The sequence below is a fragment of the Tardiphaga sp. 866_E4_N1_4 genome (assembly GCF_052076075.1).
GTDB classification, from domain to species: domain Bacteria; phylum Pseudomonadota; class Alphaproteobacteria; order Rhizobiales; family Xanthobacteraceae; genus Tardiphaga; species Tardiphaga robiniae.
Genome location: NZ_CP197242.1, coordinates 1,626,964 through 1,650,354 on the forward strand (window position 1 = coordinate 1,626,964; position 23,391 = coordinate 1,650,354).

The 23,391-nt window shown below is 62.0% G+C and carries 27 protein-coding genes; 8 read left to right on the forward strand and 19 right to left on the reverse strand.

The features are described from left to right. Window positions 1–7: 7 nt before the first annotated feature. A complete protein-coding gene (locus AB8B20_RS08125) occupies window positions 8–823 on the forward strand; it encodes a MetQ/NlpA family ABC transporter substrate-binding protein (protein ID WP_093762140.1) in 816 nt (271 codons plus the stop codon). Between the two features lie 121 nt (window positions 824–944). Next, a complete protein-coding gene (locus AB8B20_RS08130) occupies window positions 945–1,619 on the forward strand; it encodes a peptidoglycan recognition protein family protein (protein ID WP_093762138.1) in 675 nt (224 codons plus the stop codon). Window positions 1,620–1,622: 3 nt separating this feature from the next. Here the strand turns inward: AB8B20_RS08130 and AB8B20_RS08135 are convergent, their stop codons facing one another. Further along, on the reverse strand, window positions 1,623–2,444 hold the full coding sequence (locus tag AB8B20_RS08135; protein WP_439072221.1) for an aspartate dehydrogenase: 822 nt from the start codon (window positions 2,442–2,444) through the stop codon (window positions 1,623–1,625). Between the two features lie 315 nt (window positions 2,445–2,759). On the opposite strand from AB8B20_RS08135, the gene AB8B20_RS08140 reads away from it, so the two are divergent. Then, complete coding sequence (locus AB8B20_RS08140) at window positions 2,760–3,596, forward strand: siderophore-interacting protein (protein WP_439072222.1); 837 nt, start codon at window positions 2,760–2,762, stop codon at window positions 3,594–3,596. A 31-nt stretch (window positions 3,597–3,627) separates the two neighbouring features. After that, window positions 3,628–5,106, forward strand: coding sequence for a GH1 family beta-glucosidase (locus tag AB8B20_RS08145; protein ID WP_439072223.1), 1,479 nt, complete (start codon window positions 3,628–3,630; stop codon window positions 5,104–5,106). A gap of 170 nt (window positions 5,107–5,276) precedes the next feature. On the opposite strand, the gene AB8B20_RS08150 is transcribed toward AB8B20_RS08145, so the two are convergent. Genes AB8B20_RS08150 through AB8B20_RS08170 form a run of 5 tightly spaced genes read right to left on the reverse strand, consistent with a single transcriptional unit; the run spans window position 5,277 to window position 9,829 of the window. Then, a complete protein-coding gene (locus AB8B20_RS08150) occupies window positions 5,277–6,119 on the reverse strand; it encodes a phosphodiesterase (RefSeq protein WP_439073042.1) in 843 nt (280 codons plus the stop codon). Then, window positions 6,116–7,177 (reverse strand): ABC transporter ATP-binding protein, encoded by a 1,062-nt coding sequence (locus AB8B20_RS08155; protein ID WP_439072224.1) that lies wholly within the window; start codon window positions 7,175–7,177, stop codon window positions 6,116–6,118. The genes AB8B20_RS08150 and AB8B20_RS08155 overlap by 4 nt, the downstream gene beginning before the upstream one ends. Next, window positions 7,174–7,959, reverse strand: coding sequence for an ABC transporter permease (locus AB8B20_RS08160; RefSeq protein WP_439072225.1), 786 nt, complete (start codon window positions 7,957–7,959; stop codon window positions 7,174–7,176). The genes AB8B20_RS08155 and AB8B20_RS08160 overlap by 4 nt, the downstream gene beginning before the upstream one ends. A gap of 4 nt (window positions 7,960–7,963) precedes the next feature. Further along, the gene (locus AB8B20_RS08165; protein ID WP_068732044.1) at window positions 7,964–8,779 is read right to left on the reverse strand and encodes an ABC transporter permease; all 816 of its coding nucleotides are present in this window, start codon (window positions 8,777–8,779) and stop codon (window positions 7,964–7,966) included. A gap of 42 nt (window positions 8,780–8,821) precedes the next feature. Continuing rightward, window positions 8,822–9,829 carry an ABC transporter substrate-binding protein gene (locus AB8B20_RS08170; protein WP_089265637.1) on the reverse strand — a complete coding sequence of 336 codons (1,008 nt, stop codon included), beginning with the start codon at window positions 9,827–9,829 and terminating at the stop codon, window positions 8,822–8,824. Between the two features lie 210 nt (window positions 9,830–10,039). Here AB8B20_RS08170 and AB8B20_RS08175 point away from each other — a divergent pair, with 210 nt between their 5' ends. Further along, the gene (locus AB8B20_RS08175; protein ID WP_439072226.1) at window positions 10,040–10,453 is read left to right on the forward strand and encodes a hypothetical protein; all 414 of its coding nucleotides are present in this window, start codon (window positions 10,040–10,042) and stop codon (window positions 10,451–10,453) included. 9 nt (window positions 10,454–10,462) lie between these two features. On the opposite strand, the gene AB8B20_RS08180 is transcribed toward AB8B20_RS08175, so the two are convergent. Both AB8B20_RS08180 and AB8B20_RS08185 read right to left on the reverse strand, forming a co-directional pair. Further along, complete coding sequence (locus AB8B20_RS08180; RefSeq protein ID WP_231080251.1) at window positions 10,463–10,732, reverse strand: hypothetical protein; 270 nt, start codon at window positions 10,730–10,732, stop codon at window positions 10,463–10,465. A gap of 171 nt (window positions 10,733–10,903) precedes the next feature. Next, window positions 10,904–11,152, reverse strand: a complete 249-nt coding sequence (locus AB8B20_RS08185) for a hypothetical protein (protein ID WP_439072227.1) — start codon at window positions 11,150–11,152, stop codon at window positions 10,904–10,906. A gap of 219 nt (window positions 11,153–11,371) precedes the next feature. Here AB8B20_RS08185 and AB8B20_RS08190 point away from each other — a divergent pair, with 219 nt between their 5' ends. Next, the gene (locus AB8B20_RS08190; protein ID WP_439072228.1) at window positions 11,372–12,517 is read left to right on the forward strand and encodes a diguanylate cyclase; all 1,146 of its coding nucleotides are present in this window, start codon (window positions 11,372–11,374) and stop codon (window positions 12,515–12,517) included. Between the two features lie 73 nt (window positions 12,518–12,590). Then, complete coding sequence (locus tag AB8B20_RS08195; protein ID WP_439072229.1) at window positions 12,591–12,863, forward strand: hypothetical protein; 273 nt, start codon at window positions 12,591–12,593, stop codon at window positions 12,861–12,863. An 8-nt stretch (window positions 12,864–12,871) separates the two neighbouring features. Here AB8B20_RS08195 and AB8B20_RS08200 read toward each other — a convergent pair whose 3' ends face one another. The 4 genes from AB8B20_RS08200 to argE are packed head-to-tail and all read right to left on the reverse strand — an operon-like array spanning window position 12,872 to window position 16,145. After that, window positions 12,872–13,480 (reverse strand): glutathione S-transferase, encoded by a 609-nt coding sequence (locus AB8B20_RS08200; protein WP_439073043.1) that lies wholly within the window; start codon window positions 13,478–13,480, stop codon window positions 12,872–12,874. Between the two features lie 8 nt (window positions 13,481–13,488). Continuing rightward, window positions 13,489–13,914, reverse strand: a complete 426-nt coding sequence (locus AB8B20_RS08205; RefSeq protein WP_439072230.1) for a GlcG/HbpS family heme-binding protein — start codon at window positions 13,912–13,914, stop codon at window positions 13,489–13,491. A gap of 48 nt (window positions 13,915–13,962) precedes the next feature. Continuing rightward, window positions 13,963–14,970: an NAD(P)H-quinone oxidoreductase gene (locus AB8B20_RS08210; RefSeq protein WP_439072231.1), complete on the reverse strand. Its 1,008-nt coding sequence runs from the start codon at window positions 14,968–14,970 to the stop codon at window positions 13,963–13,965. Beyond that, window positions 14,970–16,145: an acetylornithine deacetylase gene (gene argE, locus AB8B20_RS08215; RefSeq protein WP_439072232.1), complete on the reverse strand. Its 1,176-nt coding sequence runs from the start codon at window positions 16,143–16,145 to the stop codon at window positions 14,970–14,972. The genes AB8B20_RS08210 and argE overlap by 1 nt, the downstream gene beginning before the upstream one ends. A gap of 39 nt (window positions 16,146–16,184) precedes the next feature. Here argE and AB8B20_RS08220 point away from each other — a divergent pair, with 39 nt between their 5' ends. Then, window positions 16,185–16,838 (forward strand): DUF1028 domain-containing protein, encoded by a 654-nt coding sequence (locus AB8B20_RS08220; protein WP_439072233.1) that lies wholly within the window; start codon window positions 16,185–16,187, stop codon window positions 16,836–16,838. 11 nt (window positions 16,839–16,849) lie between these two features. Here AB8B20_RS08220 and AB8B20_RS08225 read toward each other — a convergent pair whose 3' ends face one another. The 7 genes from AB8B20_RS08225 to AB8B20_RS08255 all read right to left on the reverse strand — a co-directional run bounded on the left by AB8B20_RS08225 (window position 16,850) and on the right by AB8B20_RS08255 (window position 23,322). Then, entirely contained in the window at window positions 16,850–17,998 is a 1,149-nt protein-coding gene (locus AB8B20_RS08225) for an ABC transporter ATP-binding protein (protein WP_439072234.1), read from the reverse strand. Further along, on the reverse strand, window positions 17,982–18,797 hold the full coding sequence (locus AB8B20_RS08230; RefSeq protein WP_089264767.1) for an ABC transporter permease: 816 nt from the start codon (window positions 18,795–18,797) through the stop codon (window positions 17,982–17,984). The genes AB8B20_RS08225 and AB8B20_RS08230 overlap by 17 nt, the downstream gene beginning before the upstream one ends. Continuing rightward, complete coding sequence (locus AB8B20_RS08235; RefSeq protein WP_093762116.1) at window positions 18,794–19,648, reverse strand: ABC transporter permease; 855 nt, start codon at window positions 19,646–19,648, stop codon at window positions 18,794–18,796. Before AB8B20_RS08235 ends, AB8B20_RS08230 begins: the two co-directional genes overlap by 4 nt. Window positions 19,649–19,726: 78 nt before the next feature. After that, complete coding sequence (locus AB8B20_RS08240; protein ID WP_116661736.1) at window positions 19,727–20,764, reverse strand: ABC transporter substrate-binding protein; 1,038 nt, start codon at window positions 20,762–20,764, stop codon at window positions 19,727–19,729. 175 nt (window positions 20,765–20,939) lie between these two features. After that, entirely contained in the window at window positions 20,940–21,350 is a 411-nt protein-coding gene (locus AB8B20_RS08245; protein ID WP_089264770.1) for a RidA family protein, read from the reverse strand. A gap of 11 nt (window positions 21,351–21,361) precedes the next feature. Next, window positions 21,362–21,865, reverse strand: coding sequence for a flavin reductase family protein (locus AB8B20_RS08250; protein ID WP_093762112.1), 504 nt, complete (start codon window positions 21,863–21,865; stop codon window positions 21,362–21,364). Continuing rightward, the gene (locus AB8B20_RS08255; RefSeq protein WP_089264772.1) at window positions 21,862–23,322 is read right to left on the reverse strand and encodes a 4-hydroxyphenylacetate 3-hydroxylase family protein; all 1,461 of its coding nucleotides are present in this window, start codon (window positions 23,320–23,322) and stop codon (window positions 21,862–21,864) included. Before AB8B20_RS08255 ends, AB8B20_RS08250 begins: the two co-directional genes overlap by 4 nt. Between the last annotated feature and the right edge of the window lie 69 nt (window positions 23,323–23,391).

A 23,391-nucleotide genomic window follows, 5' to 3' on the forward strand; every position in this document is an offset into this window, starting at 1 on the left:
AACGACAATGAAGACCGCCCTCTCCGTCATCGCCGCCGCGATGCTCGCACTCGTCTCCTTTGGTGATCATGCCGACGCGCAGTCCGCCACCAAGCCTGAACTGAAGGTCGGTTTCGTACCCGGCCCCTATATCGACGGCTTCAAGAAGGGCGTCGAGCCCGAGCTGAAAAAGAAGGGCTACACCGTCAAATACTATGAGTTCTCGACGGGCCTGGAAGCCAACACCGCAGTGTTCAAGAACGACATCGACGCCAATGTGATGCAGCACACGGTGTTCCTCGACAGCTATAACCAGCGCCAAAAGACCGACCTGACCGGCATTATCACGGTGCCGACGCCGCCGATGGGCCTCTATTCGACCAAGCACAAGACGTCCGATGCCGTGAAGGCCGGCGCCACCGTGGTGGTGCCCAATGATCCCGTGAATCTGCAGCGCGCGCTGTGGATCCTGCGCGATCTCGGCTGGATCGAGATCAAGGACAATAACCCCGTCGATGTCACCGAGCTCGACGTGATCAAGAATCCAAAGGGCATCAAGATCGTGCCGCTGGAAAACGCGCAGGCGCCGCGCGCCCTCGGCGATGCCGACTTCGCCGCCGTGCAGGGCAATTTCGCGATCTATAGCGGGCTGAAGCTGACCGAGGCCTTCGCGCTGGAAAAGATGACCAAGCCCTACACCAATGTCGTGGCCGTCCGCCGGGGCAATGCCGAGGCGCCGTGGGCGAAGGACATCGTTGCGGCCTATCAATCGGACACGTTCAAGGCCGCGATCCGCAACGACAAGTTCTACGCCGGCTTCACCCTGCCCGAATACTTCAACTGAGCGCAACCTACGCGCGCAGGCTGCCCTAGCGCGACGATCATACCGAGCCGCGGATTTGACTCCCAGCGCGGCTCGGTTACGCTTTCCGGAGGCGTTATGAGACGCCTTCGGAAACGAGGACATGAGAGATCGGATCGTCGGGGTATTGCTGGCTTTGTGCGCGATCGCCACACCGGCGACCGCCCAGACGCTGTCAAACTTCGAGATCGCCGCCCGCTCGCGCGGCACCCCCGACATTCCCGGCCTCAACATGGTCTGGCTAAGGCCATGGACCGATCTCCGCCACGCCCGTGAATGGCGCAACATCGTCGTGCATCAGTCGGAAGGCGCGGTCGGCTCCGCCTGGCGTAACGCGGTCGCGCAGATGCAGAAACCCGATCGTCGCGGCGTCGCCATCTGGATCGAGACCGACGGCACGGTTTACTGGTCGACGCCCGAATGGGCGGTGCCGAACCATCTCAACCGCGGCAACCGCAACGACAACAAGTATATCGACAACAGCGGGACCTATCAGCAGATCGACAATGACTCATCGATCGGGGTCGAGTTCGTCGGCAACTACCCCAATGTCCGCAAGCCACCGACTGACGCGCAGATCGCAGCCTGGCGCGTACTCGTCCGCGTGCTGCAGGCCCGCTACGACATCCCGAATGAGCGTGTCTTCGCCCATAACTGGATCGACTATAAGGATCGCCGCTATTGCGAAGGCTGCGAACTCGCCAGGATCGCCCGGACCCAGGGAATCGAGACTGCGCAGCAGATAGCCCCTGCGCATCAAGCCGAAAGCAGCAAATAGGCTTCAGGTCCCGACGCGCAGCGCCGCGCGCTGCTTGCGCAGATAGGCAATCACCGACAGCGCCGTGATGCGTCCGGTCTTCGGATTTTCTGACGGGATGTTTTCAATCTGCATCGAGAAGCGTGCGGAATCCGAATCCACCTCGACGCGGTGGACGTTGCGGGTCAGCGCCGGATCGGCCCAGATTTCCAGCGTCGTGGCATCAGGCCCCGCGCCCGCAAGCGACAGCGCGACGGCGACGTTGAGATTGGCGGGAAAGCCCTTGGCGGCTTCGCGCGCCGTGCCCTCGAAAATCTTCAGGGGTTCGGTGATGCTCTCGATGTCGATCTTGTTCTCGACGATATAGGGCGCGCCGGCGAGGCCCTTCACTGGCTTGCGCGTCACCATCCTCACCGAATTGATCTTGCCTTCGGCCGCTGCGGTCACCGCATCGAGCCCGATCAGGGCGCCGGTCGGCACCACGATCTGACCGCCGTTCGCCTTGGCAAGTGCGACGAGATCCTCATTGAACAATAGCGCTCCAGCGCTCAGCACGATCGCGGTCTTGCCCTTGCTGACGAACGGCTTGACGATCTCAGGCAGCAACGCCGCGGGCGCACATTCGATCACGATATCGGCGACATCCACGAGGCCTGCGATGGGCAGCACCGGCGGCGCCTTGCCGAGACCGGACAGGAACGCCTGATGCTTCTCCGGATTCTGCACGGCGACCGCCGCCAGAACCAGGCCATTGATGCCGCGGTCCAGGGCTTCGGCCACCTTGCGGCCGATCGGGCCGAGGCCGACAATGGCCACGCGCGTGGGAGACTTTGCTTCAGTGCTCATCAGGTCTATCTCGTCCAACAATTTCGGGGGGCACGCCGCCACATCCGGAAACGGTTCTCCCCCGGAAAGGCCGCAATGTCCATGCGGTGACATCAGCCAGTTTAGAAGGCTTCCGGCCTCACGCCATCGTGCAGCACGTGCGACAATCCCGGGCTTGCACGTAAAAGGACGTTTCGCTACCTCTGCGGTGATTGCTGTCTCGGCGAGGCCGCACGTAAGCGTTAACGTGAACCAACGCGCCGATCGAACCTGATCCAGGCTCGACCTGCGCGACATCGCGTCAAACAGGCCGATCTGGATTCCCCGGGAATCCACATGACCGACACATCTTCAGAAGCAATTTCCAACGACCTTCATCGCATCACGCGCGTTCGTCACGAGCTGAAGCGCCGTCTGCTGACCGTCAAGCGCGTGACGTCGGTGACGCCGCATATGAAGCGCATCACCCTCACCGGTGACGACCTCGAAGGCTTCGTCAGCGCGTCCTATGACAACCACGTCAAGGTGTTCTTCCCGCGCCCCGGCGAAGCCGAGCCCCTGATGCCCGCCTTCAGCGAAGGCCGCGTGCTGGTCGATGAGAGCGCGCGGCCAATCGCGCGGGACTACACGCCCCGGCGCTATGACGCAGCCGCGCAAGAGCTCGACATCGATTTCGCCATTCATGATGCCGGGCCGGCCACGACATGGGCTGCGAATGCAAAGCCAGGCGACAAGCTCGGCATCGGCGGCCCGCGCGGCTCGTTCGTGGTGCCGGACGACTTCGACTGGTATCTGCTGATCGGCGACGAAACTGCCCTGCCCGCCATCGGCCGCCGGCTGGAGGAACTACGCCCCACCACACGGGCCATCGTGATCGCGGAAGTCGCCGACGCCGCCGAGGAACAGGTCTTCGCATCCAAGGCGTCCGTTACGATCAACTGGCTGCATCGTGGCCGACAAGGCGCCGGATCGACCACGCTGATGGAGGATGCTTTGCGCAGCCTTAAACTTCCCGTTGGAGACGGCTATGCCTTCATCGCCGGAGAATCCGAGGTAGCCAAGCGCCTCCGCAGGATTCTCGTCGACGAGCGGCAACATCCCAAGGCATGGGTCAAGGCGTCAGGCTATTGGAAAGGCGGCGCAGAGAATTATCATGAGCCGCATGACGATTGATCGTCACATCTGCAGATAGCAGGGAGTACCGGTGTCCCATCGTTTCACGCGCCGCGATTTCACTGGGGCGGCCGGCGCGCTCGCCGCCGGCCTCGCCGTCCCGACTGCGCAGGCTGAGGCTCAAACAGTCTCGGCCACACCGGCGGCGCTTGCCAACGACCGGCGTTTTCCGGCGGATTTCGTCTGGGGCACCGCAACGTCGGCCTATCAGATCGAGGGCGCCGTCTCGGCCGAAGGCCGCGGCCCTTCGATCTGGGACAGCTATTCGAATACCCCGAACAAGATCCGCGGCGGCGGCAACGGCGACCGCGCGGTGGATCATTTCCATCGCTACAAGGAAGACATCCAGCTAATGAAGGCGTTGGGCGCGAAGGCCTATCGCTTCTCCATCTCATGGTCGCGCGTGTTTCCGACCGGCGTGGGCACGCCCAATCCGCAAGGGCTGGATTTCTACAATCGTCTCATCGACGAGTTGCTGGCCAATGGCATCGAGCCATTCGCCACTCTGTATCACTGGGATCTGCCACAGGCGCTGCAGGATCGCGTTGGCGGCTGGGCGTTATTAGATACGCCGAAGGCGTTCGGCGACTATGCTGGCCATGTCGCACAGCGCATCACCGACCGCGTCAAAAACATCTTCACCATCAATGAATGCGGGACCTTCGTGGATTTCGGCTATGGTCACGGCCCGGTCGAGCTCGCGCCCGGCCTGAAGCTGCCACAGCCGCAGCTCAACCAGGTTCGCCATCACGTCGCACTGGGCCACGGCATGGCTGTGCAGGCGATCCGCGCCAATGGACGCGCCGACACCAAGGTCGGCGTTGCCGAGAATGTCGCATCCTGCGTTCCGGCCATCGAGACGCCTGCCAATATCCGCGCAGCCGAAATCGCAACGCGCGAGATGAATGGTGGCTACATGACCGTCATCCTCGAAGGCAGATACACCGATGCATTCCTGGCCTATGCCGGCAAGAATGCGCCGAGCTTCACCGCCGAAGAACTGAAGATCATTTCTTCCCCCGTCGATTTCGTCGGTCTCAACGTCTACATGCCGCAATATTATGTGGTAGCGAGTGGCGATCAGCACGGCTTCGCACTGGTGCCGTTCCCGACGTCGTTCCCGCGCATGGATTCGGACTGGCTGCGGATCGGGCCGGAGGCGCTGTATTGGGCGCCCCGCAATGTCGCCAAGGTCTGGAACGTCAAGCAGATCTATATCAGCGAGAACGGTACATCGGCCGCCGACCGGCCGGCCGGTGACGGCAAGATCCACGACCTCGACCGCGTCATGTATCTCAGGAACTATCTCACGCATCTGCAGCGCGCGACGTCGGAAGGCATCCCCGTAAGGGGGTATTTCCACTGGAGCCTGATGGATAACTTCGAATGGTCGGATGGTTATGAAAAGCGCTTCGGGCTGTATCACGTCGATTTCGAAACGCAGAAACGAGCGCCGAAGCTCAGCGCGGAGTTCTATCGCAGCCTGATCGCGGCGAATGCGGTGGTGTAGCCACATCCGTCATTCCGGGGCGCGCGCATCTTCGCGCGCGAACCTCAGCCACTCCAATTGGAGTGGCGGGGAATCTCAGGATGGTTGAAACGCCGGTTAAATCACAGATGGAGATTCCGGGTTCACGCCGGCTCGCTGCGCGATCCGACGCGCCCCGGAATGACAGTGCCTTACAATAATTTCCCATCCGCTCCGAAGAACGGATGCGGGCCGTCGAAGTCACCGATCGGCACCTGATGCGTGACCAGATGGCCGCCCTCCTCGCCATCCGGAAACCAGACATGCAGGTGGAAAGCCGGTGGCTCGACACGGAAGGACGGCGGACGCAATTCGGCGATGTCGAGATCGACCGCATGGTTCGGCGCCGGGCAAATGGTCGCAACCGTCCCGGCGAATGTCGTCAGCGTCGCACGATGCACGTGGCCGGCAGCGACGATCCGCACACGCGGATACTTGCGGACCATGGTAGCGAGCTCATCCGCATTGAACAGGTCCTGCACGTCCATATGGGTGATGCCAGTGCGGAACGGCGGATGATGCAGGAACAACAATGCCGGCCGCTCGCGCGATGATGCCAGCGTGGCATCCAGCCACTCCAGCGTTGCCGCTTCCAGCGTGCCGTGCGGCTTTCCCGGAACATGCGAGTCCAGCAGGATGATATCGAGCGGACCAACCGTCCGCGCCTGATCGAGCGGCCCCGACGACTTGGCATAGGCCCAATCGGGAAATGCCGCACGCATCATGTCGCGGGCGTCGTGATTGCCGGGAACACCGATGAACGGGATCTTGAGCGGCGCCAGCAGTCGCCACAGATACTCGTATTCGCCGGGCGTCGGCGTATCCACGAGATCGCCGGAGATGACGACGAGATCGGGCCGCGGATCGAGTGCGTTCAGCTCGGCCACACAGCGCTCCAGCGCCTTGGCCGTGTCGACCTTGCCATAGGCCAGCTCGCCCGGCGCCTTGATATGCAGATCGGAGATCTGCGCGATGATGGTGGGCTTAGACATCAGTCTTCTTTCGGCAACACGCGAACCGCTTGAGGCGTGACCGACAGGCCGACGCGCTCCCCTGCACGCACATTGATGGTGTTCGACGCGTCCACCGTCAACGGCTTGTTCGCCGCACCCGTCACCACGAGGCGCTGGCGATCACCGATAAAGGCGACGCTTTCAACCATGCCACGCAGGAAAGCATCCGCCTCGGCAACAATTCCGATGGTCTCCGGCCGGATCATCGCCACCGCCGCAGCGTTGTCGGCGGCATCATTGAGCGCCAGCCAGCCACCGGGCAGCGTCAGCCGACCGCTCGCCACCGGCCCCTCGACGATATTGGCGGCGCCGACGAATTCGGCGACGAAACGGTTCTGGGGAGCAAAGTAGATCTCGCGCGGCGTGCCGATCTGCGCGATGGCGCCCTTGCGCATGACCACGATGCGATCGCCGAGTTCCATCGCTTCAGCCTGGTCGTGAGTCACATAGATCGCGGTGATCCCGAGCGAACGTAGCAGGCTGTTGAGTTCACTGCGCAGCCGGTCGCGCAGCGACGCATCGAGCGCGGTCAACGGCTCATCCAGCAGCAGCACCCGTGGGCGCACGGCCACCGCGCGCGCCAGCGCGACGCGCTGACGCTGACCGCCAGATAATTGATCGATCCGGCGGTTTTCCAGCCCGCCGATATTGGTGAGCGCCACCATCTCGGCGACACGCGCCGCGCGCGCGGCCTTGTCGACGCCGCGGATCTTGAGCCCGTAGCCGATATTCTCGGCCACCGTCATGTTGGGAAACAGCGCATAGGACTGGAACACCATGCCGACATGGCGCTGCTCAATCGGCACCGCCGTCATGTCGGTCTTGTCGAACAGCACACGACCACCGACATCGGGCGTCTCCAGCCCGGCAATGATCCGCAGCATGGTGGTCTTGCCGCAGCCGGAGGGACCGAGCAGCACCAGCGTCTCACCACTGACGATATCCAGCGAAGCCGGCGCCAGAGCCTGCGTACCGTCCGGAAAGGTCTTGCCGCAGTTCTGGATATGGACGGCCGCGCCGTGGCCCGCGATCCCGCTCATTTCTTTTCGCCCTTCTCGGCAAACATCTGCATCGCCACCAGAAGAGGCACAATCATGATGAAAAAGATCAGTGTGTAGGCCGATGCCACTTCGAGCCGCATCGACGCGTAGCTGTCGGCGAGACCGACCGGCAGCGTCTTGGTGAGCGGCGTGTGCAGCATCCAGGTCAGGTTGAACTCGCCGAGCGACAGCGTCACCACCATCAGCGATCCGGCGAGAATGCCGGGCATGGCGTTCGGAACGATGACGTTGCAAAACCGCGTCCATGGCGAGGCGCCGAGCGAGGCAGCCCCCTCGTCCAGCGTCTTGATATCCACCGAAGCGAACACCGCCATCACCGAGCGCACCATGAAGGGCATGGTGAAGATCACGTGGCCAGTGAGGATGAAGACCCACGACTGCCTGAAGCCACCGAAGCCGCCATAGGTGAGCAGCAGCGCCAGCGCGATGGCCAGGCCAGGGATTGCCAGCGGCAGCGTGATGATCTCCTCGATCACGCGCGACAACCTACCGCCCTTCACGTGTAGTCCATAAGCTGCGGGCACGCCGACAACCAGCGTCACCGCCAGGGTCGCGAAGGCGATCAGGAACGACAGCCCGATTTCACCGGCATAGAGGTTCCAGACCTGCACCACCCATTGCAGCGTGACGCCCGACTGGATGCCACGGAAGTAGTTGACGGTGACGCCGGCGGTAATCGACAGCACCACCGGCACGACGAGAAACGCCGCAACGAGCAACGTGAATCCGAGCTGGCCAGCGAAAATCAGGCGGCCGCGCATCGGCTCACCCCGCCGCCGCGACAGCGCCGCCGCTCATCGAGCGGGCCAGCGCGAGGATTGCCCAGGCGATCACACCGAGTCCGATCGACAGCGCCGCCGAGATCGCAAAATTCGCCGCCAATGTGAACTCGGTATAGATCAGCATCGGCAGCACATCGATGTTGGTCGCAAGCGTGAAGGCCGTGCCGAACGCGCCCATCGCCGTCGCGAAGGCAATCGCGCCCGAGGCGACGAAAGCCGGGCCGAGCGCCGGCAGCACCACATCGCGCTGGACCGCCCACGGGCTCGCACCGAGCGAACGCGCTGCCTCCTCCAATCCGATATCGAGCTTCTGCACCGCGGCCATCACCGTGAGGATCACGCGCGGAATCGAGAAATAGAGATAGCCGAGAAACAGACCGAAGATCGAATAAGCGAATACGACTTTCTCGCCCGTCACCGCGGCGGTGATGGCACCGATCAGGCCCTGTCGTCCGGCCAGCAGAATGATGAGGAAGCCGACCACAACCCCGGGAAATGCCAGCGGAAATGTCAGCATCGCGATCAGCACGGCGCGGCCGGGGAAGCGATGCCGCTGCAGAAACAGGCCCGCGATGGTGGCAATCACCAGCGTGGCGATGGTCGTCGCCGCAGCGAGTACGACCGTATTGATCAGCGTGGCACGATAGCGCGGCTCGGTGATGATCGCGAGATAGGCGGACACGCCGCGCGATCCACCGGCACCGACGGCGAGCAATTGCGCCATCGGCAAGAGGAAGAAGGCTGCTGTCACCACCACGAGCGGCAGCAGGCAGATCCAGATGAAATTACGATGCGACATGAAACTATGGTGCCCCTGCCCCCGCCGGGGCACCATTGTGCATCAACGGACTTCGGCGAGATAGCGGTCGCTGAAGCCTTTCTGCGCCAGCTCCATCTTGCCCCAGTCCACGCTCTTGGCGCGGGCATATTCGCTATCCGGCAGGAATTTGGCCTTCACGGCTTCCGGCAATTCGATCTTGCGGGCCGGACGGAGGTAGGCATTGGTCCAAATCGCCTGGCCCTTGTCGGACAGGAGATAGTCCATGACCTTCTTGGCCTTGTCCTTGTGCGGCGCGTTCTTCACGAGACCGACCACATAGGGAAACACGACCGAGCCTTCGCAGGGAATGACGAATTCGAAACTGCCTTTCTCGGAATACTTGGCGCGATAGGCATTGAAATCATAGTCCAGCAGGATCGGCATCTCGCCGGAGACGACACGAGCATAAGATGTCTGCTTCGGCACGATCGCGTCGTTCTTCTTCAGCTCCTTGAAGAAGGCGATGGCCGGATCGAAATTCTGGTCGGTGCCGCCGAGCGCGAGATTGACCGCAACAGCGCCGACATAGCCAACGGCGGCCGAGGTCGGATCGAGATAGCCGACCATGCCCTTGTAGTCGGGCTTGGCGAGATCCTTCCAGCACTTCGGCACCGGCTTGCCAGCGAGGGCATCCTTGTTGACGAAGAAGCCGAGCGTACCGGAATGGATCGTGGTCCAGTAGCCTTCGGAGTCCTTCAGGCCGGCATCGACCTGATCCCAGCCAGCGGGCTTGTAGGGTTCGAGTGCATCCTGCGCCTTGGCCTTCATACCGAAGGTGACACCAAAATAGCCGATGTCGCCGACCGGATTGGCCTTCTCGGCGAGGATCTGCGCCAGCGCCTGACCGGAATTCTTGTTGTCATGCGGCATCTCGATGCTGAGGTCGGTCTTCACCGCCTTGATCATCGACGCCCAGTCGGCCCATTCCGGCGGACAGTTGTAGCAGATGACATCCGCAGCACGGGCGGGCTGCGATAGGGCGGCGAGCGCCAGCGCGGACAGAGCAAATACCAAGCGGAACGGTTTCACGGCGATCCTCTCCATCCTGACGCAGGCTTTAAGGCCGGCGCATAGAAGTCTGAGGGGAATGCGTGACGCCCCACTATAGGCCGCGGATGAAACTTTTGCGACAAAGCCAACCCGCAGCGCATTTGTGCACCGCAATGACCGTGAAGCCCATCGACAACACCCCGCGGAGGATGTGAAATCGCCCGTCGCCGCTGATATTGGACCGTTGATGTGAAAGAGACGCCCGAACGCGATCGAGGCCTGCTCGGTCTGGTCGAACGACTCATGAGGAGGCCGGGCGATCCCGAACCGATCAGGCCTGAGCCAGACGCGGACACCAGAGATGGTTTCGATCCGGTCGTCGCGGAGGAGAATCCGGCGGCATCGCTGGAGCCGCAACTTGCGGTCGAGAGCACCCGCACGCTTGACCGCTCGGAAATCGCGGATGTGATCCTGCGCGCGCTAAGGGGTATCGATGGCTGTCCGACAGCCGGCTTCGAGGTGGTCGTCTATGGTACGCGCCCATGGAACGCCATGTTGCGCATCACGCCGGCCGCCGGCGCTGTGCCTGACGCGCGTGCCTGGCGCCAGCGGGTCCAGGACATGGTTCAGCTGTTGCGACATCAATACGAGTTGCGCGAATAGACCGGAGGCCTAGCCTTCCATGCGCACCAGCACGACCTCAAAAGGCACACCGGGCCGTTGCTTGACGACACCTCTGCAGGACGCCGTCGTGGTCTTGGATGTCCCGACCAGATCAATCTCGACCTCGTCGATGCCGAAGATCGTTGGCTGGCCGTCCGCATGCCGGCGGGTCGCAATCGTCGCCGTGAAAGCATCGCCGTTCTGGATATAGGAACCGCTATAGGCAATCACCGTATCGCCGCCCGACAATCGACCATCAGCGAGCGTGATAATCCCCATGCCTTCCTTTTCGGGAATACGAAACCACGCCGAGTAACGGCCATCCGGGAGCATGACAAACCTGAACTGTAAGTTGCGGTACAGCCAATTACCACCAACCCATCAGAAAGACGTTAACCAGATCGGTCGCATTGAAACGATCGATCTCGCCTTCCCCAATGTAATGCCGCGCTACTTGCCGCCCCCGATATTGCCGCCCTTGATATGGCCGAGCGAGTTGCTGCCATAGGCAGAATTGCCGTGATTGCCGCTCATCGCGGCATTACCACGAAAGATCGCCGGCCCCCGCATCTGGCCATAGGCCCCGTAATATCCGTGGTGCGCCTTGTAGCCACGATGGACTTTCTTTGCAGACGCCGCCGTCGCCGTGAAACTCGCGATCATCAGTGCAGTTGCCGCCGTCGCCAGAATCTTTTTCATGTTCAACCCTCTGTAACGCCCTGCAGGAAAACGCCGGTAGCTGCGTCTCGTTCCGGCACAAATCGTTGCAAAAACGATCTTACGACGATCTCCGGACATCCCTTCCATCGGTCTGGTAACGCTTTGCTCACCATACAAAATGGGTGGCCCCGACCGCGATCGGTGGTAAGTGGGTGCTACTTATTGCGCATCAAATAAATTACACCGCGTTCGGACATCATGTTGCTAGATCAGTCCTCCATCTTCGCAGCGATCGGACTCTCGAGCGCGGCGCTCGCGCTCACATTGCTCGCCACCTGGCTCGTCGCGCGATCCGAGACCTATCTGCTGACTTGGTCGATCGGTCTCGCGACCACGGTCGTTGCCGTCATCATCTATGCAGGCTTCGAACAGTATGATTCGAGGCTACAGCTCGCTGCATTCATATTGCTGCTTGTCGGCTTCGGAGTGATCTATGCGGGCACCACGCAATTTTGCTCGAACCAGGCCCATTGGATCCGCGCCGCCCTCGTCACCACTGCAGGGCTCGTTCCGATGATCATCGGCTTTGCGCTTGGTTACACCGGCACCGGCACGATGGCCGCGAATTTTGGCACGGGCCTTCTCGTTGCGCTCTCGGCTGCCCAATATTGGCACGCGCGCGCCGAAGCACCGCTGCTGATGGTCGCAAATGCGTTGCTTTATCTCGTCACGGCCGCATCGTTCGTGGCTTGCGGTGCCGAACTCTTGCGTACCGGGCAATTCGTGCTGACCGATCGACCGATGAATTGGGCAGAACAGTTCAATTCACTGATGGTGATTGTCGGTCTGACCGGGATCGGTGCGCTGTCACTGACAATCAACCAGATCCGGACGTCGAACCGGCATAAATCCGATGCCATGACCGATCCTCTGACCGGCCTGCTCAATCGGCGCGCGCTGTTTGGCGAAAAGGTAACGGAGACAGCATCCAACACCGCAAATCTGGTGATGGATCTCGATCACTTCAAAACGATCAACGATCAGTTCGGCCACGCCGCCGGCGACCGCGTGCTGCGGGCCTTTGCCGAAGTCATCTTCTCGAACATTCGCGCCGAAGATGTTGCCGCGCGTCTGGGCGGCGAGGAATTCTGCATCGTCCTGTCCGCGTCGAGCCCAAAAGCAGCGGCCGCTGTCGCCGAGCGCATCCGATCAACGCTGGAGACAAAGACGTTCCCGACTTCCGCCGGTGTTATCCACGCCACGGTCAGCGTAGGCATCGCGATCCGGTCAGCCGAGCCTGAAACACTGCAGGCATTGCTTAGCCGAGCAGATGCTGCGCTTTACCAAGCCAAGGCGGCAGGCCGAAATCGCGTACAGGTTTCTGATTTTCATCTGGCCGCCTAAGCCGCGCGACGCCCGGTTCTACGAAAAATTAAGCACTGGCTGGCAGCGTAAGGTTTTTCGGCAGAATGCCCCGATGCCCGGTCAGAAAACCATTGCCATAGAGACGCTCAATCTGCTGCGCGCCTCGGAACCACGTCCCAACGACAGCCACCTCAAGGCGGCGTCGATTATCGCATTTCCGCTCGGTCCTATTGAGGTCGAGCAAGTCACGCCACGGTTCTTCGCCTCCTTCGCCATCGAGAGCCTGCTGCGCTCGATCTGCTATCGCGAAGAACAGTGGTTGATCGAAGCCCGGCACAGCCATGCGATGCGGATGACGCTGAACTGGGTCGAGGCTGAAAGCTGACGACAGAATTACCCCTCGGCCGGAAACGTATCTCGCAGTGACGGCCGCTCCGACACGGCTGCGAACCAGTCGGTCAGGGCCGGCCGCGAGCTGCGCCAGTCGAATGATGCGAAACGGAAATCCAGATAGCCGAGCGCACAGGCGATGGTGAGGCTGCCGATGCTGATGCGGGTACCAAACACTGCGACGTCGTTTTCCATCTGATCGAGGGCCGCAGCGATCTTGACCATCTGACCATCGATCCACTCCGCTGATCTGATCTCGTCGCTCCGGCAGGTATTCTCGTAGCGCGTGAGTAGCGCCGCATCGAGCAGGCCATCACCGAGCGCCTGCTCGGTGAGCACCTGCCAGCGCTCGGCGCCGCGCGGAAACAGCGAACCATGTCCGAGGTCGTCGAGATATTCGCAAATCACCCGGCTGTCGAACAGCAGCGTACCATCCGCCAGCTTCGCCGCCGGCACCTTGGCGAGCGGGTTGAAACTTGCGATCCGCGCATCGCGCTTGAGCGGATGCGCGGCGCTGGGCAGCTTCACGATACGATCGGCGATCCCGAGCTCGATCGCACAGGCCATGACCTTGCGGACATAGGGCGATGTCGGCGCGTAAAACAGTTCGATCTTGTCGCTCATGGCTTCTGATCCTCCGCGTCGATGGCCGCCAGCGCGGCACGCGCGACTTCGACGTCCTGCGCGCCGGTGCCCGACCCGACGCCGACCGCCCCGATACATTGACCAGCAATCACGATCGGCAATCCGCCTTCGAGATTGGTCAGGCGGCCACCGCCGGCGATAGCCAGCTTGATCTCGTCGGCGGGATTGAGTCGTGATGTCGGCTGCCGATGCGACGCGGCCGTAATGGCCTTGGACATCGATGTTTCCCGCGACAGCAATTTGGCGCCGTCCATGCGGACGAAAGCCAGCAGATTGCCGCCGTCGTCGACGATCGTGATGTTCTGCGCCACGCCGAGCTCCTCCGCCTTGGCGACGGCACCCGCCAGCGCTTTGAGCGCGCCTTCATGTGTCAGCTTGAGAGAGGGTTTAGTCGTCGCCATGAGACTACTCCTGTATCGATATGCGGCTTTTGCGCTCGACATCGCTGCTCATGCGGCGCCGGCCGGCAGCAACAGCACTTTGCCGATGTTTTCATTGGCTTCCAGAATGCGGTGAGCTTGCGCTGCATCTCCGAGAGGCAACTGGCGCCAGATCAGCGGCCTCACTACGCCGGATGCCACCAGCGGCAGTACCTCGGCACGGAGCGCGGCAGCGATTGCGGTCTTCTCCTCGTCGGACTTCGGCCGCAGCGTCGACGACGTCAGATATAATCCCTTCCGCATCACCAAACCGAGATCGATCGGCACCACGCCGCCTTCCATGAAGGACAGGCTGACATGGCGCCCGCCCGGCGCCAGCGCATCGAGATTGCGCGTCACATAGGAACCGCCGACGATATCGAGCACCACATCGACGCCCCGCCCGCTTGTGACATCGCGTGCGGCAGCGACGAAGTCATCGGTACGATAGTTGATGGCGATGGCGCCGAGCGCTTCCACCGCCCTCTTCTTGGCATCGCTGCCCACGGTCGCGATCGCCGTCGCGCCGCGGGCAACGGCCATGCGGATCGCGATGGTACCGATACCGCTGGCACCGCCATGCACCAGCACGGTCTCACCCTTCGACAACCGGCCACGTTCGAACAGATTGTGCCAGACGGTGAAGAGCGCTTCGGGCAATGCCGCCGCCTGCTCCATCGTCAGCCCCTCGGGCACCACGAGACAATGCGACGCCTTGGCGATGCAATAGCGCGCGTAACCGCCGCCCTTCACCAGGGCCATCACCGCCTGCCCCTGCAATGCCGCGTCACCGCCGACCACGCGGCCAGCGACTTCGAGCCCGAGCACATCGGTCACGCCGACTGGCAGCGGCACGGCACCGCTTCGCTGCATCAGGTCCGGGCGATTGACGCCTGCGGCGGCGACTTCGATCAGCACTTCGCCGGGGCCAGGAACGGGCACGGGTCGTTCAACTTGCGTAAGCACCTCGGGTCCGCCTGCCTGCGTTGCGATAATGGCCTGCATGGTGGACGTCATCGCCGAGCTTCCGTTCTTCATCAATTTCGCATCCACTCTTCACTCGGCCGACGCAGCAAATCTGCCAGCCTGTCCATCATCGCGTTCGCAGCCGCGAGTTCGTCGAAACCGATCCACTCGTCGGGTTTGTGCCCGCGCGCCATATCGCCGGGTCCGCAGACCAGCGTCGGGATGCCCGCCTCTGCGTAGAGGCCGGCCTCGGTGCCAAAGGCGACTGTGGTTGCGGGCTGCGTATCGCCTGCCATTACTGCGACCAGACGCGTCATGGAGGCATCGGCGGCGGTCTCGAGCCCGGGATAGGCCGACAGTTCCTCGGAGACGATGTCAGCCTCCGGCGCATTGGCGCGCAGCCGATCGCGCTCGCGCGCAACCACCTCATCGACCCGCGCAAGAATCTCGCCGGCGTCACGGCCTGGCATGGTGCGGATCTCGTATTCCAGCACGGCCAATTCCGGCACCAGATTGACCATACTGCCGCCATGCAGCGAGCCGACATGGATGGTGGTGAACGGCGGATCGAAAGCAGCATCGCCGCCGCGCGCGACTTCCTCATCAGCGAAGCCACGCAGCGCATGCGCGATCGCAACGCCCGCATCGACCGCATTGGCCGCACGATGCGGCATCGCCGAATGACCGGTGCGGCCTGTTACTGTCAGGCGACGCGCGACCTTGCCCTTGTGCGCGCGAACGACGCGCATCGTGGTTGGCTCACCGACGATGGCGAGCGCTGGTGATGCAATAGATTGCATCAGCGCGCGCACCAGATCGGGCGCGCCGCGGCATCCGACTTCCTCGTCATAGGAAAACGCCAGATGCACGGGCGCGGCCGTTGCCGCCTCCTTCAACCGCGGCACGGCCGCGAGCACCACGGCCAGAAAGCCCTTCATGTCGGTGGCACCGCGACCATAGACGCGCTCGTCACGGATGACGCCAGCGAATGGCGGCACGGTCCAGGCCTGCCCCTCCACCGGCACCACATCCGTATGCGCCGACAGGACAACACCCGGTCGATCTGCCGGACCAATCGTCGCGAGCAATGACGCCTTGCAGCCATCAGGCGACGGCACGCGGCGCGAAGACACGCCCGACGACGCAAGTATCCGCTCGATATACGCGATGATATCGAGATTCGAATTCGCACTTATACTTTCGATACTGATTAGCTCGCAAAGTATTTGAGCTATTTTCTCGATCATCTATACTACCAATACTTTTACGATTGCAGGAGCATCACGATGACCTATTCCATCTCGGCACGCTGTCCGGAGACCGGCGCGTTCGGCCTTGCCATTACGTCGTCGAGCATTGCCGTGCCGGCGCGCTGCGCCTGGGTGGGACCGCTCGGCCTCGTGGTGTCGCAGAATGTCACTGATCCGTCGCTCGGCCCGACCGGCCTTGCACTGCTGCGTCAGGGCCTCGGCGCGGGTGCCGTCCTCAACAATCTCATGCTCGGCACGCCGCAGCCCGCATGGCGGCAGGTCGGTGTGATCGATCGCTACGGCCAGGTGGCGTGGCATTCCGGCGCGCAGGCGCTGCCGATCGTTGGCATTGCGCAGGGCAATGGTTGTCTCGCGATGGGCAATCTGCTGGTCGATGAAAAAGTCCCGAGCGTGATGATCGCAAAGTTCGAAGCTACGGCCGGACAGCCGCTGGCGGAGCGATTGCTGTCGGCGCTGGAAGCCGGTCTCGACGCCGGCGGCGAGACCGACGACGAACATGCGGCGGGCCTGCATGTCGCCCACATGTTTGACTGGCCGGTGGTCGACCTGCGTGTCGACTGGCACGACGCTCCGATCGGTGAACTCCGCACGCTGTGGGAGCGCTACCGGCCGCAGCAGAAGGACTATGTCGCGCGCGCGATGAATCCGGGCGCTGCGCCGTCGTTCTAGACGCGACCGCCTCACGCCGCCTCGCCTGGCGGAAACGCCACGATATCGTCGGAGCCGATGGTCAATCCGATCTCGGCTCCGACCGGACAGGACGACAGCGTCGCAATGCCCGGCGAACGCAGCAGGATGCGCTCGCCCGCACTGCCGGGCGCGTCGATATAGAGATCGACATGACCGCCTTGAAACACCTGCGTCGTCACGGTGCCGGGCAGCGATCCCGAAGCGCCGCGCGACGTGACGGCGAGATGCTCCGGCCGCACGAAGACATCCACGGCATCGCCGATCGAAAGCGCGGCAATCGGCGCCGCAGGAACGTCGGCGCTGATGTCGCCGACCGAAACGACCGCGACATCGCCGCGCTTCTCGACAAGGCGCCCGTTGAGGATATTGGCATCACCGACAAAGGACGCGACGAAGCGATCGGCCGGACGGCGATAGATATTGTCGGGTGCCGCGATCTGGCGGATGCGCCCGGCCGACATCACCGCGATACGATCCGACATCGACAGCGCCTCACCCTGATCATGCGTCACGAAGATCGTGGTGACGCCAAGCTCGCGCTGGATCTGCTTGAGCTCGACCTGCATCGAGCCGCGCAGATTCTTGTCGAGCGCCGAGAACGGCTCGTCGAGCAACAGCACCTTCGGCTTGATCACCAGCGCCCGCGCAAGCGCGACGCGCTGCTGCTGGCCGCCGGACAATTGCTTGGGCTTGCGATCGGCAAAACCTGTGAGCTTGACCAGCGCCAGCGCCTCGTCGACGCGGCGCGCGATCTCCCTCTTCTCGACGCCGCGGGTCTTCAATCCGTAAGCCACGTTCTTGGCGACGCTCATATGCGGGAACAGCGCATAGTTCTGGAACACGATGCCGATCTCACGCATATGCGCCGGCGTCTCCGTGACCAGATCGCCGTCGATGAAGATCTCGCCATTATCGGCTTCGAGGAAGCCGGCAACCAGATTGAGCAGCGTCGTCTTTCCGCAGCCGGATGGGCCCAGCAAGGTCATGAACTCGCTCGGCCGGATCTTCAGCCAGGCCTCATGCAGCGCCATGGAATCGCCGAAGCGCTTGGTGACGCCGTCGAGCTGCACCGCCGGACGGATCTTGTCGCTCGCCGCGGCTGGCGTGTGTGCCGTCATTGGATCAGTGCGCATCAACATTCAGGATTTTCCCGAGGCCCAGGAAGGAATTGGCGATCGTGAGCAAGGTTGCGGTCACGACGATGTAGATGACCGACAGTGCGGCCAATGTGGGATCCGCGAATTCGCGGACGTAATTATACATGGCGACCGGCAGCGTCTGCGTGGCCTGGCTGCTGACGAACAAAGTCGCCGTGAATTCGTTGAAGGACAGGATCGCCGCGAACAGCCAGCCGCTGAGCAAGCCCGGAATCAGCAGCGGGATCGTCACGGTAAACAGGATCCGCAGCGGCGTGGCACCGAGACTGGACGCGGCCAGCTCCAGGCGCGTGTCGAGATTTTCCAGCGAAATGTAAGTGCTGCGCATCACGAAGGGCAACACCATCACCACATGGGCGAAGATGACGAGCGGAAAGCCGCGTCCAATCCCCGTCTGCGAGGCGAGGATGAGAATGCCAAGACCGACGGTGTAATGCGGGATGATCAGCGGAGACAGCAGAATGCCTTCAAGGAAATCCCTGAGCGCGAATTTATAGCGATGAATGGCAAAGGCAAAGGCCGATCCCACGACGACCGCGATGCTGGATGCCCAGACCGTCACGGTCAGGCCATTCCAGAACCCCTTCGCGAAATCGGCATAAGAGAAGGCGCGGTAGAACCAGCGCAGCGACCAGGACTGCGGCGGAAACTGCAGAATCGCACGATCGTTGAAAGCCGAGATCGCCACGACAACGCCGGGCAGCAGCACGAAGAGGAGAATAGCGGCGACGAGGACGCGGCCCGACCAGCGCAGCGCAAGGGTTGCAGGTGAGCGCTTCATGTGGTGCCCGCCATACGTTCGAGCGGGCTCGCGGCCTTCTTCAGCAACGCAATTACCGCCAGCGAGAGTGCAAGGCCGATGATGGAGAGGCTGGCGGCGAAGGGGAAATTGAACGACGAGAAGCCGAGCTGATAGATCAGCGTCGATACGGTGGCGACACGGCCGCCGCCGATCAGTTGCGGCGTTGCGAAGGCGCTGAAGGTCCAGGCGAAGGCGGTTGAGAAGCCGGCAACGATGCCCGGCATCGACAGCGGCAGCGTGATGGTCATGAAGATGCGGATCGGACCCGCGCCGAGACTTTCGGCCGCCTTCTCGTAATTGCGATCGATATGCGACAGCGCCGCGGCCAGCATGATGACCATGATCGGCATGGTCACATGCACCAAGGCCGCAATCACGCCGCCCGAGGTAAACATCATCCGCAACGGGCGATCCACCAGGCCGAGCTTGAGCAGCAGCGTGTTCAGAAATCCGTTATTGCCGAGCACGATCATCCAGGAATAGGTCCGCACCACCTCGCCGAGAAACAGCGGCGTGACCGACACGATCAGGATGAAGGAGCGCAGCGCGGAGCTGTTGGTGCGCGTCAACGCATAGGCTAGCGGATAGGCAAGCAGCAGCGTGAACACCGCCGTCTCGAAACAGATCAGCACCGTATTCCAGAATGCCAATGCGTAAAGCGGCCGCAGCATGGCTTCGAAATTGGCCCAGGTGAAGCCACCGACTTCGAGCGTGCCTGGAATATAGGCCCGCACGCTGTACTGAAACACAGCCAGCATCGCCGCGATCAGGCCCACGGCGACGAGGCCGGCCGGCGAGACAAACCATCCGAGAAATGGACGTGTGTTCATGGACAAACTCGAAGTGGGCGAACGTGACGTCGTGGACCGCGATCCGGCGAAATCAGCCGGATCGCGACCGGGACTCGTTTACGGAGCCATGATGTTTTCGGTGAACCACTTGCGCCAGGTACCGGTCTTCTCGGCACGCAGCTTGGCGTCGATCACCAGCGTCTGCTTCGCCCACTGATCCGCGGTCGTGAACACGCCCGGCAGTGCTGCGATCTCGGGCTTGACCTTGGCGTTGTCCACCACCGGACTGCCCTTCTTCAGTTCGGCGATCTTCGCCTGCACTTCCGGATCAAGCGCGGTGTTGATGAACTTGTAGGCCAGCTCCGCCTTGGTCGAGCCCTTGGTGATGCCCATGGTATCGACGCCGAGTACGGCGCCTTCCTTCGGAATCGCCAGCTTGATCGGCACGCCCTGGGCCTGCATGTAATAGGCGTTCATCGACAGCACGACCTGCACCGGCGTCTCACCAGTCGCAAAGAGCTGCTGACTGTTGGCATCGTTGGTGTAGAACGCCTTATAGTTCGGCTTCAGCGCCTTCATCTTGGCTTCGCCGACTTCCCAATTCGACGCATCGCCGCCGGACAACTTGGCCGCAACGACCATCACATGGCTCGGATCGAAATCGGGCGACGAGATCATGCCCTTGAGCGCGGGATTCCACAGGCCTTCCCAGCTTTCGAAGCTCACGCCCTTCGGCAACTGATCGGGCAGATAGCCGATGGTGTAGACATAGGCCCACGAGCCGATGTGATACGGGCTGATCTTGGCCTGTTCGACCAGATGGCTGGCATTCGGGATCTTCGCCATGTCGAGCTTCTCGAACAGATTGTCGTTGGCATAGAGCCAGCCGACATGGGCCGTCGTGAAGGTAACGTCGCTCTCGGGCTTGGCAGCAGCGAGCTTGGCCTGATTGAGGCGGTCGATGGTGCCGCCGGTGATGTATTCGACCTTCACGCCGGTGTCGGCGGTGAATTTCTTGGCGATCGCTTCATCGATCAGATCGCGGAAACTTCCACCCCAGGTGCTGACCACCAGCTTCTCCTGGGCGGATGCCTGCCCGCCGATCGCGAGCGTCGACAGCAACATCAATGCAGTAAACTTCAAAGCGCGCTTCATCTCGAAACCTCACAAGGATTATGACGTAGAAAGAAAAGCAAGCATCATGCCAGACGATTGATTTACCTCAAGAATTTCCGCCGCACGGCCGCGCGCATCCGCACTCATCGATCATGCGAAGGATGAAGCCGCAAACGTCCGATTGATCTCTGTAGTGCCGGCGAAAAATGCGTCGTTACGCCGGAATTTCCGCGATGATGTCGATTTCCATCAGGTATTCAGGCTTGGCGAGGCCCTGAACGATAATCCCCGTCGAAACCGGATAGACGCCCTTCAGCCATTTGCCGACGACGCGATAGACCGGCTCGCGATAGGCGCGATCTGTGATGTAGATGACGATCTTCACCACGTCCTCGAGCTTGGAGCCTGCCTCTTCAAGCAGCACCTTGGCGCATGTCATGGCATTCTCGGTCTGCGCAGCGGCATCGCCGATACCGACGATCTTGCCGTCGAGATCCATGGCCGTCTGGCCGCGCACATAAACGGTGTTGTTGGCGCGCACGACCATGCAGACATCGTTGTCGAGCGACTGCTCGGGATAGGCTTCCTTGGTGTTGAACTTGCGAAAACGCTGATGGGTGGTCATAGAGCAAATCCTCAGGCGGCGAGACGACGGAATGTGCGATCGGAAAAGATCAGGGGCAGCGCAGCTTGGTTGCGAACGTTCAGCACCTCGCCCGCGACGATGCGATGCGAGCCGAAATCGAACACGCTGGCGACGCGGCAATCGAAATTGCACAACGCGCCATCGAGCGCAGGCGCGCCGGTCAGCAGTTCCGACCAGTCACCGGCAAGAAAACGGTTGTCGCGCAGTTCAGGGATCAACCCGGCGAAGCTGTTGGCAACACGCTCCTGCGTATCAGACAGAATGTTGGCGACGAACACGCCATTGGCCAGCAGCTTTTCGAGATGGCGATTGTCGCGGTGAACGCTGAATACAACCGATGGCGGCTCCATTGACAGTGAACACAGCGACGACACCGTGACGCCCGCGCGGCCCGCTTCGCCATCCGTTGTCACCACCGCCACGCCCGAGGCCGTCATCCGCATGGCGTCGCGGAAGATATCGACCTCGACCAGCGGATGCGCCGCAGCGCTCATGATTTCACCCCGTCGATACGGTCGGACAGCCCGGCCGACTTCTTCACGAAATCCAGCGGCCCGGCAAAGTCGAAGCTGTTATAGACCGCCGCCAGATGATTGAAGTGCGGCGCCTGTGCGAATTGCACGAAGGTCAGGCGATGACCGGCATAGTCGGAGTTCAAGAGATCGCGCGCGAAGGCGAGCAGCTTGCGGCGATCGTCGGCCTGCCACTGGTCGTTCAGGGAATAGAACTTGTTGAGCCACTTGCCTGATCCCTCGGCCTCGAACGCATCGGCATTCGGGGTGATGCAGATCTGGCCGCCGCACAGCTCGCGGGCGATATGCATCATCGCCGGAAGCTGCGAACAAGCAAACACGCGGCCGGCATAGAGCATCGACTGCTGCGGCATCAGAAGGCCGCCCGGGCTCTTCTCCGCCATGGCGATCGAGGCGGTGAGATGCGCGTTGATGCCTTCGCGATAGCAGACCAGATCGGCGAGCTTCTCGCGCACCGACTGCAGCTTGTCGAGACCGGTCTGCTTGGCGTTCCACATCGCCGCGCCGATCATCATGTCGGCGGTGTAAAGGAGACGCAGCACGTAGGGGAATGCCGAGTAGCGATGCAGCGTCGAACGTACGAACTGCGCAGCGCGGGTATGGCGGTAGAAGAACACGTCTTCCCACGGGATCAGCACGTCGTCGAACACCACCAGCGCCTCGACCTCATCGAAGCGATTTGCAAGCGGATAGTCCTTGGCATTAGCGCTGCTGCGATTGGCGAAGCCGCCGCGGCAGATATGTTTTACGCCCGGCGCACCCATCTTGACGATGCAGCCCACCGCATAGTCGGACAGCTTCTCATTGGCCCAGGCGCCGACGGTCGGCTTCAGATAGGCCTGATCGGCATAAGCCGCCGCGGTCTCGTATTTCGCGCCGCGAATGATGATGCCGGCATCGGTTTCACGGGTGACGTGAACCATCAGGTCCGGATCCTGCTGCTGCGGCGGCAGCGAACGGTCGCCCTTCGGATCGGTGTTGGCCGAGACATGGAAGATGTCCTTCTCGATCACGGCACGGATGTGATGATCGATATTGGCGGCGAAGCGCGGGTCGATCTCGGCCAGCACGTCGCGCCCGTCGGTGAGCGACCACATCTCGCCGATGGTCTCATCGCCGACGCGGGTGACCACGCCGCCGATGTCCTTCATCACGTGATCGACGGCCTTGATCTTGTCGTGCCAGTCCTTCTGCTCCGTCGGCGGCTTGTAGAAGACCGAATGTGTCTCGTTGTCTTCAACGTAAGTGAGGTCGGCGGCGTAACGCTCTTCACGCGCCATGTCATACATCCGGGCCTTGACGTCGATGATCGGCTTCAGCGCCGGGTGCGTGGTCACGTCCTTGACCCGCTCGCCATCGATCCAGACCTCGCGGCCATCGCGAATGCCCTGTTTGTATTCTTCACCCGTGCGGATCATTGATCGGCTCCTGTTCGACTAGACGACAGGGTGCCGAAGGGCCTATCATAAGGAAAATATTTTTATGTT